Genomic DNA, 13,410 nt, shown 5'->3' on the forward strand with positions numbered 1-13,410 from the left:
CGGTGGGGGTCGTCTGCGGTGCGCCCTACTCTCGCGACGGCTCCCGCAAGCGTCAAGACTTATGACTGAGAGCGCTCTCAAGAGGCTCCCATCTTCACAACTCGACGCCACGGAAAGGGTTTTCGCGACTCCCGGTCGAGGTCCGGATGCGCGGAGTGAACAGCTTCCGAACCCGTCGCGGGCGACCGGTCCCGCACGGTGGGTGCCGCCGGGCCCGTGCGGTGTGGCGGGCGTGGTGCGGCCGGGCGGCGCCGCCCTCGGCCCGCCCCGTACGCCGTCGCCGTCCGCCCCCTGTCCCGGCGCCGGGCTCTGCCATTGTGGTGTCCCCGGTGGGTCCGCGGCGTGGCGCGCGGGCGCCGATGTGTCCGGGGCCACATCTAAGGGTTTGTACAGGATCTACAAAGCCGGAGCCCGCTCAGCTGACAGATGGGCTGCACGGTGCTCTCATTCTGTCGGGTGCCACCAGGAAACCGGGCAGGAGACTGTTTAATGTGGACGGCGGAATTGTGCGGTCGGCTTCGTAGGGTCGATGCATGACCGTTGTGGACGAAATCCCGGGCGAGCCGAGCGACACGCGTGGACGCGTGGCCGAACTGCTGGCGCTGCGCGAGCAGGCCCGGCGTGGACCGAGCGACCGGGCGACCGAGGCGCAGCACGCCAAGGGCAAGCTGACGGCCCGGGAGCGCATCGCGCTGCTCCTTGACGAGGGATCGTTCAAGGAGGTCGAGCAGCTGCGCCGGCACCGGGCGACCGGTTTCGGCCTGGAGGCCAAGAAGCCGTACACCGACGGTGTCATCACCGGCTGGGGCACGGTCGACGGCCGGACGGTGTTCGTCTACGCGCACGACTTCCGGATCTTCGGCGGAGCGCTGGGCGAGGCCCACGCCACGAAGATCCACAAGATCATGGACATGGCCATCTCGGCCGGGGCCCCGCTGGTCTCGCTGAACGACGGCGCCGGCGCCCGTATCCAGGAGGGCGTGTCCGCGCTCGCCGGATACGGCGGGATCTTCCAGCGCAACACCCGCGCCTCCGGTGTCATCCCGCAGATCTCGGTGATGCTCGGCCCGTGCGCGGGCGGCGCGGCCTACAGCCCGGCGCTGACCGACTTCGTGTTCATGGTCCGCGAGACCTCGCAGATGTTCATCACCGGCCCGGACGTCGTCAAGGCGGTCACCGGCGAGGAGATCACCCAGAACGGGCTCGGCGGCGCGGACGTGCACGCCGAGACCTCGGGCGTCGCGCACTTCGCGTACGACGACGAGGAGACCTGCATCGCCGAGGTCCGCTACCTGATCGGGATGCTGCCCTCCAACAACCGGGAGAACCCGCCGGTCGTCCCGAGCGACGACCCGGCCGACCGGCGCGGCGAGGTCCTGCTCGACCTGGTCCCGGCCGACGGCAACCGCCCGTACGACATGCACAAGGTCATCGAGGAGCTCGTCGACGACGGCGACTTCCTGGAGATCCACGAGCGCTGGGCCCGCAACATCGTCTGCGCCCTGGCCCGGCTCGACGGCCAGGTCGTCGGCATCGTGGCCAACCAGCCCCAGGCACTCGCCGGTGTGCTGGACATCGAGGCGTCCGAGAAGGCCGCGCGATTCGTCCAGATGTGTGATGCGTTCAACATCCCCATCGTCACTCTCCTGGACGTACCCGGCTTCCTGCCCGGCGTCGATCAGGAGCACGGTGGGATCATCCGGCACGGTGCGAAGCTCCTGTACGCGTACTGCAACGCCACCGTGCCGAGGATCTCGCTGATCCTCCGCAAGGCGTACGGAGGCGCCTACATCGTCATGGACAGCCAGTCCATCGGGGCCGACCTCACCTACGCCTGGCCCACCAACGAGATCGCGGTGATGGGCGCCGAAGGTGCCGCCAACGTCATCTTCCGCCGCCAGATCGCGGAGGCCGAGGACCCCGAGGCCATGCGTGCCCGCATGGTCAAGGAGTACAAGGCCGAGTTGATGCATCCCTACTACGCGGCCGAGCGCGGCCTGGTCGACGACGTCATCGACCCCGCCGAGACACGCGAGGTGCTGATCGCCTCGCTCGCGATGCTCCGCAACAAGCACGCCGACCTGCCGTCCCGCAAGCACGGCAACCCGCCGCAGTAGTCGCGGCCGCAGCGGCCACCCCGCCCACGCCCGCGACCACCCGCACAGAAGCCGGAGACCCCATGAACGTCACCACCGCCGATTCGGTCCTACGCGTCGAGAAGGGCCAGGCCGGCCCCGAGGAGCTCGCCGCCATCACCGCGGTCCTGCTCGCCCGGGCCGCCCACCGGACCGACGCACCGGCCCACCGAGGCCGTGACACCGCCGGATGGCGCCGACTGGAGCGCACCCCCGGATTCCGTGCCCCGCACAGCTGGCAGGGCTGAGAACGGCCGCTGAGGCCGTTCCAGGGCCCTCCGGGCCCGGCGGACGAAGCGCCTGACGGGTGAAGCCGCCCCTGACGGACGAAGGCCCCGTACTCCTCGAAGGAGTACGGGGCCTTCGCCGTGCGGCGAGGGGCTCAGCGCAGGCGGGCCATGAGGGCGTGCTCGACCAGCGTGATGAGCGCGCTCTTGGCGTCCGCGCGGTGCCGCGCGTCCGTGATCAGGATCGGGGTGTCCGGGCCGATCTGGAGAGCTTCGCGTACTTCGTCGGGGGTGTAGGGCTGGTGTCCGTCGAAGCCGTTGAGGGCGATGACGAAGGGGAGGCCGCTGTTTTCGAAGTAGTCGACGGCGGGGAAGCAGTCGGCGAGGCGGCGGGTGTCGACGAGGACGACGGCGCCGATGGCGCCGCGTACCAGGTCGTCCCACATGAACCAGAAGCGGTCCTGTCCGGGGGTGCCGAACAGGTAGAGGATCAGGTCCTGGTCCAGGGTGATGCGTCCGAAGTCCATGGCCACGGTGGTGGTGGTCTTGTCCCCGGTGTGGGTCAGGTCGTCGATGCCCGCGGAGGCGGACGTCATCACGGCTTCGGTGCGCAGCGGGTTGATCTCCGAGACGGCACCGACAAACGTGGTCTTACCCACGCCGAAGCCCCCTGCCACCACGATCTTCGCCGAGGTAGTGGAGCGGGCTGCTCCGCCGCTAGAGCTTGCGAAGTCCACTGAGCACCCTTTCGAGCAGTGTCACATCTGGCTGGCCGCCGGCGGTCTCGTCGCCGCCGGGCTGATGGATTGCGACGAGTCCGGCCTCGGCCAGGTCGGCGACGAGGATCCGGGCAACGCCGAGGGGAATCGAGAGCAGGGCCGAGATCTCGGCCACCGACTTGATCTCGATGCAGAGCCGGCAGATCCGCTGGTGCTCGGGCAACTGCCCTTGCAGCCGGGCGGGATCGGCCGTCGTGCTGACCAGTGCCTCGATGGCGAGCTGGTAACGCGGCCGGGTCCGGCCGCCGGTCATGGCGTACGGACGGACCAGCGGGTTGTGCGCCGCGGGCGCGGCGGGCGCGGGGGCCTGCCGCTGGACCGGCTGGATGCGCGACGGAGGAGCCTCGTACCGCTGCGGCGGCTGCTGTTCGTGCCGCGGCTGCTCGTAGTGAGGCTGTTGCGGCGGCCACTCCGAAGCGGGCTGCTGGACGTGGTCCCACCAGTCGTCGTCCTGCGAGCCCTGTCGGGGCTGCCGGTACGACTGCTGAGGGGGCTGGTACGGCTGGTACGGCTGATAAGAGTCTTGCGGACCCTCTCTGCCGGGCATGGAGGGGTTGTTGAAACGATCGTCACCCTGCTCACCCGGAACCCGCTGACCGCCCTGGTACGGGTGCCCGCCTGTGGGTGTTGCCACGTTTCCTCCTCCGCCTGCCGGTCGCCATCCCAGTGGTGCCGCGCCACCGCACCCTATGGCGCGGTGACGAGAAACGCACTGTCCGTCTATTAGTTAAGAAGACTTCCCTGCAGCTCGGCGCGGAGATCCGGGGTGAGGACACTTCCTGCACGGTCCACGAGAAGTGCCATTTCGTACCCAACCAGGCCGATATCGGCATCCGGGTGGGCGAGAACGGCGAGTGAGGATCCGTCAGAGATGGACATGAGGAAGAGGAATCCTCGCTCCATCTCCACAACGGTCTGGTTCACGGCGCCGCCTTCGAAGATCCGGGAGGCACCCGCGGTCAGCGACGTCAGACCGGAGGCGACAGCCGCCAACTGGTCGGCGCGGTCGCGCGGGAAACCTTCGGACATCGCCAGCAGGAGTCCGTCGGCGGAGACCACCACCGTGTGGGACACCCCAGGGGTGTTGTCCACGAAGTTGGTGATCAACCAGTTCAGATTCTGCGCCGCCTGGCTCATCGGGCTCACACTAACGCTCCTGGTTGTAGGTGTTGCTTGTGTCCGACCCTGCGGTACGTCCCCGGAGGACGCCGCGTCGCAGGTTGCTCAACCTGCCCCGCACGTCCTCGGGAGCGCGGGAGACCTGTGGGCCGCCCTGCTGGGTCTGCTCAGCCGTGCCCTCGACCAGATTGGCCTTGGGCACGCGCCGGGGGAGACCCGACGGGGTGATTCCGCCCGCCTTCGGATCCCGGAGCTTCTCGGCCCGCTCCCAGCGCTCGTCGTTCGCGGAGCGCCAGTCCTCGCTGCCGTTCCCGTCGGCGTCGTCCGCTTTCGGTTCCGGCTTCGGCGCCTGCGGCCGCTGTTCCGGCGCGGCGGGCCGGCCGTTTCCGCGGCCGGTCGGCTGCCAGTGCTGCTGGCCCGCGCCACGGCGGGGGAGACCCGCGTCCGTCACATCCTGACCGGGGCTGTGGGTGGGACCCGGGCGGTCGAAGCCTACGTGTTCCCGCGTCTCCGCGGGAGTGCTCGGCGCGGCTTCCGCTTCGGGCTGTGACGGGGTCTCGAAGGCTCCCTGATAAGAGCCCTGTCCCGACCATTCGCCCTGTTGGGACTGGTCGCTCTGCGGCGCGAACGGGTCGGTGTACTGATCCTGCCGGCCGTCCTGAGCGGGGTACGCGCCTTCCGCATAGCCGTTCTGCTGCTGCTCCTGGTACCCGTTCCCGGCGGGGTACGGCTCGAAGCCGCCCTCGTGGGCGGGCTGCGCGTAGTCCTGCTGCTGCGGGGCGTACTGCTCGGGTGCGTACTGCTCCTGGGCGTACTGGCCCTGGCCGTACTGCTCCTGTGCGTAGTGCTGCTGCCCGCCGCCGTTGCCCGTGAAGGCCTGGTGCTCGCCGCCCGTCTGAGCCTCCAGAGCGGCACGACGCTCCTCGCGCATCAGCGAACGGTTGACCGGGTCCAGCTGCGGGGAGTCCGCCGCCGGGGTGTCGTAGCGGGAGTCGTCGAAGCCGAGCTCGGCCGCCGTACGCATCGGGAGGGGCTGCGGCATCGGGTCGAACGCCGGTGCCTGCTGCTGCTCGGGGATGATCGAGGAGACGGTGAAGTCGCCCTCCGCGGCCGATCCGCCACCGCCACCGTGGGTGATGGCGTCCGGCAGCATGACCAGGGACGTGGTGCCCGCCTGCTCGCCCGAGGGGCGCAGCTGGACGCGGACGCCGTGCCGGTCGGCCAGCCGGCCGACCACGAACAGGCCCATTCGCTGGGACACCGCGGCGTCCACGGTCGGCGGGTTGGCCAGCTTGTGGTTGATGTCCGCGAAGTCCTCGGCGGTGAGGCCGATGCCCTTGTCGTGGATCTCGACCATGACGCGGCCGTCCGGCAGCCGGGTCGCGGTGACGCGGACCTTGGTCTGCGGCGAGGAGAAGGTGGTCGCGTTCTCCAGCAGCTCGGCCAGCAGGTGCACGAGGTCGGTCACGGCCTGGCCGTGGATCTCGCTCTCCGGTACACCGGTGAGCTCGATGCGCTCGTATGACTCCACCTCGGACGAGGCCGCGCGCAGCACGTCGACCAGCGGAACCGGCTGGTTCCAGCGGCGGCCGGGCTCCTCGCCCGCGAGGACGAGGAGGTTCTCGCCGTTGCGGCGCATACGGGTGGCCAGGTGGTCCAGCTTGAAGAGGCTCTCCAACTGGTCCGGGTCGGCCTCGTTGTTCTCCAGGTCGGTGATGAGGGTCAGCTGGCCCTCGATGAGCGACTGGTTGCGGCGCGACAGGTTGGTGAAGATCGCGTTGACGTTGCCCCGCAGCATGGCCTGCTCGGCCGCGAGCCTGACCGCCTCACGGTGCACCTGGTCGAAGGCGCGGGCGACCTCGCCGATCTCGTCCTGGCTGTTGATCGGGATGGGCTGCACCCGGGTGTCCACCCGGCCGGGCTCGGTCCGCGACAGCTGGTCGACCAGCATCGGCAGCCGCTGCTCGGCGATACCGAAGGCGGCCGTACGCAGCTGGCGCATCGAGCGGCTCATCTGGCGGGCCATGAGCCCGGCGATGACGAACGCGGCCAGCAGCGAGACGATCACGATCGCGGCGTTGACGATGGCGTCGTTCCTGGCGTCGGTCGAGATCTCCGCCGCCTCGGCCACGGCCTTGTCGACGAGCTCGTTCTCGACCGTCGTGTAGCCGTCGAACTTCGCGGTGGAAGCCGCCATCCAGGTCTCGGGGGTGATGCCCTTGGCCTTCAGCTCGTCCGGCTGCTTGCCCTGACCGATCTGCTGGGCCATGCCGTCGAAGACCGAACCGTCGATGCTCGGGGGCGACACGAAGGGCTCTCCGGCGGCAGCGGCCTGTGCCTTGGCCGCCTTCAGCTGCTTGGCGCCCTCGGCGGCCTTGCCGGCCATGACCTCCTTGAGTCGGGCCGCGTCGGCCCCCGTACCGCCGGAGACGAACTCGCCGAGTGCGATCTGCTCCAGGTAGTTGTACGAGCTGAACGCCGTGACCTGGCCGTTGAACTTGCGCTCCTCCTGGCTCGGACGCACGAGGAGGTGCATGCCGATCGAGCGCTGAAGCGATTCTGCGGCCTTGGCCAGCTCGATCGCGTACACCGTCCGGCCGTAGCTGGTGATGTTGCCGGTGCCCAGGCCCAGCTCGTTGGAGAACTCCATGAGCGAGTGCTGGACCTTGGTGTAGCCCTCTTCCGTCTTCACCGGGTCCATGGCCTCGGCGTAGGCGGCCTTGCGCAGCTCGGGAAGCAGCGGCTCCTCGACCTTGAACAGCTTCAGGCGGCGGTCGAGCCCCTGCTTCTCCGGCATGTCCTTCACCGCGTCGTCGAAGTTCGCGGCGGCGGCGTCGGTGGTGGCCCGCACGTCCTCGACCTCGGCGGCGGTGCGCTTGTTGGACAGCAGCGGCTGGGCGGTGAGGTCACGCTCGTTCAGCAGCGCCTGTCCGTACGCCGCGGCTGCGCGGACGACCAGAGCCGTCTTCTCGGCGTCCTGGGCCTCGTTCCAGGTGTCGACCGACCCCTTCACCTGGAAGCCGCCCATGACCAGGCCGACCAGCGCGGGTATCAGGAGAATCGCGTTCAGCCGCGTGGGCACCCGCCAGTTGCGCGGTGACAGCCGACTGGTGCTGCCACCCGCCGACTGCGCCTCGGACGTGCCCGAAGGCGACACCGCGGCGCGCGGCGGCGGGGTGAAGTTGCCCCGCTCCGGCTGCGCAGCGGGGCTCTCGTTGCTTCGCCTCACTCGACCAACAACCTCTCGGCGTCGGCACCTACGTTGTGCCGGAATTATCGTTCAGGGGGCCGTACTGCTCGGTAGTTCGAGGCATTGCAGCACGCGGACGGGTCGCGTTCCAAACAGTCGGAATATGAGATTCCGAGTAAGGCGCACCGAAGATAAAACGGGCATAAAGAGCGAGCCCCGTCAAAAGGCGAGGCTCGTATGAGCACAGCGGTACCGTTCGTACGCGCCGGGTGGTGGCGAGGGCGCGATTCACTGTCGAAATGTTATGAACACGGGGGCGGATCGTGTCAAAGGACACAGGCCGCCCCCGTGTGACTACTGCAACTTCCGTAGATCGATACCGACTTGCGGCTACTTCAGCCGGGCCATCAGGGCGTGCTCGACCAGCGTGATCAGGCCGCTCTTGGCGTCCGCGCGGTGCCGCGCGTCCGTCGTGATGATCGGGGCGTCGGGGCCGATCTGGAGCGCTTCGCGTACTTCGTCGGGGGTGTAGGGCTGGTGTCCGTCGAAGCCGTTGAGGGCGATGACGAAGGGGAGGCCGCTGTTTTCGAAGTAGTCGACGGCGGGGAAGCAGTCGGCGAGGCGGCGGGTGTCGACGAGGACGACGGCGCCGATGGCGCCGCGTACCAGGTCGTCCCACATGAACCAGAAGCGGTCCTGTCCGGGGGTGCCGAACAGGTAGAGGATCAGGTCCTGGTCCAGGGTGATGCGTCCGAAGTCCATGGCCACGGTGGTGGTGGTCTTGTCCCCGGTGTGGGTCAGGTCGTCGATGCCCGCGGAGGCGGACGTCATCACGGCTTCGGTGCGCAGCGGGTTGATCTCCGAGACGGCACCGACGAACGTGGTCTTACCCACGCCGAAGCCCCCTGCCACCACGATCTTCGCCGAGGTGGTTGCGCGGGCCGTACCCGTACCGCCGCTAGAGCTTGCGAAGTCCACTGAGCACCCTTTCGAGCAGTGTCACATCCGGCGCGCCGCCGGTCTCTCCGTTGCCCGGCTGGTGGATCGCCACCATGCCGGCTTCCGCCAGGTCCGCCACGAGGATCCGTGCCACACCCAGGGGCATGGACAGCAGGGCCGAGACCTCGGCCACCGACTTGACCTCACGGCAGAGGTGGCAGATCCGCTGGTGCTCGGGAAGCAGGCTCCCGAGGTTCGCGGGGTCGGCCGTGGTGCTGACCAGTGCCTCGATGGCGAGCTGGTAGCGCGGCCGGGTCCGGCCGCCGGTCATGGCGTACGGACGGACCAGCGGCTGGTCGCCTTCACCGTCGTACGACGCGTGGTGCAGTGCGCCGTACGGATCCGGTGAGGCGGGTGGCGGGGTCATAAATCCTCCGGGCGTGACAGCAGGGGGTCGATCTGCCGTCTGAAGGTGGCCGGTGGGAAGCTCGTGCGGCCTGGTGGGTGAGGGTTTTGAGTAGTACCTGGGGTGATCGTGTCAGGTGTCTGCCGCATGGCCGCCTAGTGGAGCAGACTGCCTTGTAGCTCGGCGCGGAGATCAGGGGTCAGGACGGTTCCCGCGCGGTCGACGAGAAGTGCCATCTCGTATCCGACCAGGCCGATGTCCGCGTCCGGGTGGGCGAGGACGGCGAGCGAGGATCCGTCCGAGATGGACATGAGGAAGAGGAAACCCCTCTCCATCTCCACGACCGTCTGACTCACGGCGCCGCCTTCGAAGATGCGAGAGGCGCCCGCGGTCAGCGACGTCAGACCGGAGGCGACAGCCGCCAGCTGGTCGGCGCGGTCGCGCGGGAAACCTTCGGACATCGCCAGCAGCAGGCCATCCGCGGAGACCACCACCGTGTGGGACACCCCTGGGGTGTTGTCCACGAAGTTGGTGATCAGCCAGTTCAGATTCTGCGCGGCCTGACTCATGGGGCTCAACTAACGCTCCTGCTGGTGAGTGGGGCCGAGTTGGAAACTGCCGGTAGACGAGCCGTTGTTGGCCTGTCGTCCCTGCTGGATGCCCCGGCGGAGATTGGTCAGACGGCCGCGTACGTCATCGGGCGCACGCGAAACCTGGGGTCCGGACTGATGATTCTGCTGTTGAGCGGTGCCCGGCACCAAATTGGCACGTGGCACCCTGCGGGGCAGTCCGGATGTGGTGATACCGCCCGCGGCGGGCTTCTTGACCCGCTCGGCCTGCCGCCCCAGCTCGTCGTTGGGCGAGGCGCGCCAGGAACTGGTGGCAGCCGTGTCGGACGCGCCACGCCGGGGCATGGGCGGAGCCTGGCCGTCGGTCGACTGCGGAGCGGACGGTGCCTGCGGCGCGGCGGCCGGCGGCTGCTGGCCGCTCTGCTGCGTGCCGTGGAACCAGTTCGTCTCCAGCGTGTCGAACAGCGGCGTACGCCCGTCACCCGGGCCGGCGGGCGGAAGCTCACCGGGGCCGGCCGGAGGGAGCCCCTCGTACTGCTGGGGCAGTTCCGGACGGCGCGGCAGCTCGCCCGCGGCGGGCACCGGCGGGCGCGGGGCGCCGAAGTCGCCGTTGTCCTGCCGGCGCGGTGCGGGCGTCTGCGGACGCTGCGGGGCCTGGGCGCCGTAGCCCTGGTCCTGAGGCATCGGGGCGTTGAAGTCCGGGCGGGCGAACTGGGCGGTGCTCGCCGGGTCCTGGGCCTGCGGTGCCTGCGGCGCCGAGAAGTCCGGACGGGCGAACTCGGCGGTGGCGCCGGGTCCCTGACGGTCGTTCATCGGCGGGCGCTGGTTCGGCGGGCTGAACCGCTGGTTCGGGGCGGAGCTGCCCGGCCGCGCGAAGCTTCCGGTGTCGGACGACTCCTCGTGACCGCGCGCCGCATCCTGCTGCGGACGCCGCGGGGCGCCCTGCTCCTCCGCGCCCCAGCTCGGGGCCTGCTGCTGCGGGTTGCCGCCGGGCAGTTCGGCCCGCGGTCCGCCGGACGGCGGCAGCTGGCGGCCGGGGCCACCTTGCTGCTGCTGCGGGCCGCCCTGGCCGAACTGGGCCTGCTGCGGCTGCGGAGCCTGCCGTGCGGGCGGGCCGCTCTGCCTGCCGGGCTGCGATCCGGTGTGCCCGAAGAGGTTGGTCCGGTTGGAGTCCGCGCCGCCCGAGGGGTCCTGCGGGCCCCGTGCGCCCATCCGGGCACCACCGAAGGCTCCGGAGAGTCCACCACCCTGGCGCGGCGCCTCGGGACGGCCCTGGTTCGGCAGGCCGGGGCCCTGCTGGCCGCCGTTCTGCGGCTGACGCGGTCCGGCGTCACGTGAGGGCAGTGCGGCGCGCGGCGCGGAGCCGGAACCGACCTGCCCGCGCGCGGCGGCCGAACCCAGACCCTTGGCGGGAGCCCCCGCGGAGCCGGCGAGGCCGGGGCGCTGGCCGCCCGCGGCGGGAGAACCGGCACCGGCGAGCAGACCGCCCGGGGCACCGCTCTGCGCGCCCTGCTTGGACGGTGCCTGCTTGCCGCCGTGCGCGACCTCCATGGGCAGCATGACCAGCGCGGTCGTGCCACCGGAGTCGGAGGGGCGCAGCTGGATGCGGATGCCGTGACGCAGGGACAGCCGGCCGACCACGAACAGACCCATGCGGCGGGACACCGAGACGTCCACGGTGGGCGGCGAGGCGAGCCGCTCGTTGATCGCGGCCAGGTCCTCGGGGGAGAGGCCGATGCCGGTGTCGTGGATCTCGACGAGCACACGGCCGTCGGGCAGCGCGTGACCGGTGACCCGGACCTTCGTCTGCGGGGAGGAGAACGACGTGGCGTTCTCCAGCAGCTCGGCGAGGAGGTGCACGAGGTCGTTGACGACGCGGCCGGCCACTTCGGTGGCGGGCACCGCGGCCAGCTCGATGCGTTCGTACTGCTCCACCTCGGAGGCGGCGGCACGGAGGACGTCGACCAGCGGCACGGGACGCGTCCAGCGGCGGCCGGGCTCCTCGCCCGCGAGGACGAGGAGGTTCTCGCCGTTACGGCGCATACGGGTCGCGAGGTGGTCGAGCTTGAAGAGCGAGGACAGCTGGTCCGGGTCGGCCTCGCGTGACTCCAGCTCGGAGATGAGCGAGAGCTGACGCTGGATGAGGCCCTGGCTGCGGCGCGAGAGGTTGGTGAACATCGCGTTGACGTTGCCTCGCAGCAGCGCCTGCTCGGCGGCCAGTCGGACCGCCTCGCGGTGCACGTCGTCGAAGGCCGCGGCCACCTTGCCGATCTCGTCACGGGAGTGGACACCGACCGACTCGACGGAGGTGTCGACATCCTGCGGGTCCGTCTCGGAGAGCTGCCTGACGAGCTCGGGCAGGCGGTCTTGGGCGACCCGGGTCGCGGTGTCCTGCAGGCGGCGCAGCGAGCGGATCATGGACCGCGCCACGACGAAGGCGCCCACCAGCGACACACCGAGGACGAGGAGGATGATCGCACCGTTGAGGATGGCGTCGCGCTGCGACTCGTCACGCAGTTCGCGGGCCTTGCTCTCCATGTCACCGAGGAGGGTCTCCTCGATGGTCTTCATGGCCTGGATCTTGTTGGAGCTCTGGTCGTACCAGTCCATGTACGTACGCGGCTTGCTGCCCTCCATGCCCAGCGGGCTGTCGAGCACCTTCTTCGCGTACATGTCGGCGGCCTTGATCTCCGGGTTGCCGTTGTCCAGCGGCGCCAGCAGATCGGTGGAGCTCTTGCCCGTCGACTCGTAGGTCGACTGGAAGGTCTGAAGGGTCGTGGCGCCCTTGTTGAGCGCGTTGCGGCCGAACGCCTGGTCGTTGTCGTTCAGGTGAGTGTCCCCGCTGTCACCGCCGGGGAGGGCCCCCGCGATGATGGCGCGCTCGACGGAGGCGTACTCCTTCGAGGAGGAGAAGGCTGCCAGCGCACGTGTGCGCTTGATCATTTCCGGGTTGCTGGTGGCCTGTGCCATGTCCTGGGACAGGCTCAGCAGCGAGGTGATCAGCTGGCTGTAGCGGTCGACCGTGTTGAGGCTCGGGCTGTCGCCGGCGTAGGCGTCCTTGCGGATGCTGGTGATGTTGCCCAGCTGGGTGCTGATCTGGCTGACGCTCGCGTGGATGCTGTCCAGCGCGGCGTCGCCGGGGGTGTTGCCGATCTCGTCCGTGGCGTCGAGGAAGGCGGCCTTCGCGCGGTCGGTGCGCTTGCGGGGCTCGGTGACCTTGAAGTCGGTGGCCTTCACGCCGTTGGTCAGCGGGCCGGCCGACTTGTCGCGCTCCTCCTGGAGCGCGTTGGCGAGCGCGGTCGCCTGCTTGGTCATCTTGGTGAGCAGCTGCATGTGCTCCAACTGGTCCATGTCGTTCATGGACTCGTTGATGCGCAGACCGCCCAGGGTGGTCGCCGCGACCACGGGGAGGGCGAGCAGGGAGACCAGACGCGTGCTGATGCGCCAGTTGCGCAGGGCCACGCGTGAGCCGGTGCTGCCGGGGCCGGCCGACTTGAGGGGCGCCGCCGGGTCCGCGGCGTCGGCACCGGGCGTGCCGGACCGCTGTGAGCGGTCGCCGCCGTTGCCGGGATTCTGGGCGTGCTGGGGTGCGGAGCCGCGGGAGTTCCCGTCGCGCGGTTCCTGATCAGCCGGAGTTTCCCCTCGGCCCTGGCGGGGCTGGGGCGACCCCATGCCATCCCTCTTGAAACGTCCCTGCACTAGCGTCGCAACCTCTGGACCAGGCGTCCCTCCGCGCGTGGCGCGGCAGAACGGTGTCGGCGTCGTGGGGCGCTGGACGCGCCCCAAGGTGGTCGTGAATGACCGGCGTACTTCCCCCTCCCGCCGCCACTCGGCGCTGCGTTGCGCCCCTGCGCGCTGGGACCTGAAACCCGCGGCGGTGCGTGGAATTCCAGCACAGTGGAGGATCTCCAACAAGGCCCACGTACCTGGCTGTGACCTGGATGACACCGTGTGATGACCATGTGACAAGGCGTGCAGCGTGTTCATGGTCAAAGCGGTCGAATAAGGGTGCTGTCCGGTGAGGCGGGCGGTGTCCCAGACGGCAT

The 13,410-nt window shown here is 69.7% G+C and carries 10 protein-coding genes; 2 read left to right on the forward strand and 8 right to left on the reverse strand.

Features of this window, described 5'->3' with window-relative positions:
* The first annotated feature begins 533 nt into the window (after window positions 1-533).
* Both AB0I83_RS08440 and AB0I83_RS08445 read left to right on the forward strand, forming a co-directional pair.
* On the forward strand, window positions 534-2,117 hold the full coding sequence (locus tag AB0I83_RS08440; RefSeq protein WP_363304067.1) for an acyl-CoA carboxylase subunit beta: 1,584 nt from the start codon (window positions 534-536) through the stop codon (window positions 2,115-2,117).
* A gap of 62 nt (window positions 2,118-2,179) precedes the next feature.
* The gene (locus tag AB0I83_RS08445; protein WP_356531130.1) at window positions 2,180-2,383 is read left to right on the forward strand and encodes an acyl-CoA carboxylase subunit epsilon; all 204 of its coding nucleotides are present in this window, start codon (window positions 2,180-2,182) and stop codon (window positions 2,381-2,383) included.
* Window positions 2,384-2,517: 134 nt separating this feature from the next.
* Here AB0I83_RS08445 and AB0I83_RS08450 read toward each other — a convergent pair whose 3' ends face one another.
* The 8 genes from AB0I83_RS08450 to AB0I83_RS08485 form a co-directional block, all read right to left on the reverse strand.
* The gene (locus AB0I83_RS08450) at window positions 2,518-3,099 is read right to left on the reverse strand and encodes an ATP/GTP-binding protein (protein WP_356839723.1); all 582 of its coding nucleotides are present in this window, start codon (window positions 3,097-3,099) and stop codon (window positions 2,518-2,520) included.
* Window positions 3,080-3,775 (reverse strand): DUF742 domain-containing protein, encoded by a 696-nt coding sequence (locus AB0I83_RS08455; protein ID WP_363304068.1) that lies wholly within the window; start codon window positions 3,773-3,775, stop codon window positions 3,080-3,082. Before AB0I83_RS08455 ends, AB0I83_RS08450 begins: the two co-directional genes overlap by 20 nt.
* An 89-nt stretch (window positions 3,776-3,864) precedes the next feature.
* On the reverse strand, window positions 3,865-4,278 hold the full coding sequence (locus AB0I83_RS08460; RefSeq protein ID WP_030125847.1) for a roadblock/LC7 domain-containing protein: 414 nt from the start codon (window positions 4,276-4,278) through the stop codon (window positions 3,865-3,867).
* Between the two features lie 10 nt (window positions 4,279-4,288).
* Complete coding sequence (locus AB0I83_RS08465; RefSeq protein WP_363304069.1) at window positions 4,289-7,489, reverse strand: nitrate- and nitrite sensing domain-containing protein; 3,201 nt, start codon at window positions 7,487-7,489, stop codon at window positions 4,289-4,291.
* 351 nt (window positions 7,490-7,840) lie between these two features.
* Window positions 7,841-8,428 carry an ATP/GTP-binding protein gene (locus AB0I83_RS08470; RefSeq protein WP_351276111.1) on the reverse strand — a complete coding sequence of 196 codons (588 nt, stop codon included), beginning with the start codon at window positions 8,426-8,428 and terminating at the stop codon, window positions 7,841-7,843.
* The gene (locus tag AB0I83_RS08475; protein WP_356531135.1) at window positions 8,409-8,816 is read right to left on the reverse strand and encodes a DUF742 domain-containing protein; all 408 of its coding nucleotides are present in this window, start codon (window positions 8,814-8,816) and stop codon (window positions 8,409-8,411) included. The genes AB0I83_RS08470 and AB0I83_RS08475 overlap by 20 nt, the downstream gene beginning before the upstream one ends.
* A gap of 134 nt (window positions 8,817-8,950) precedes the next feature.
* Window positions 8,951-9,373: a roadblock/LC7 domain-containing protein gene (locus tag AB0I83_RS08480; protein ID WP_003966009.1), complete on the reverse strand. Its 423-nt coding sequence runs from the start codon at window positions 9,371-9,373 to the stop codon at window positions 8,951-8,953.
* On the reverse strand, window positions 9,374-13,036 hold the full coding sequence (locus tag AB0I83_RS08485) for a nitrate- and nitrite sensing domain-containing protein (RefSeq protein ID WP_363304070.1): 3,663 nt from the start codon (window positions 13,034-13,036) through the stop codon (window positions 9,374-9,376).
* Window positions 13,037-13,410 lie beyond the last annotated feature (374 nt).

The organism is Streptomyces sp. NPDC049970 (assembly GCF_040660235.1).
Lineage (GTDB): Bacteria > Actinomycetota > Actinomycetes > Streptomycetales > Streptomycetaceae > Streptomyces.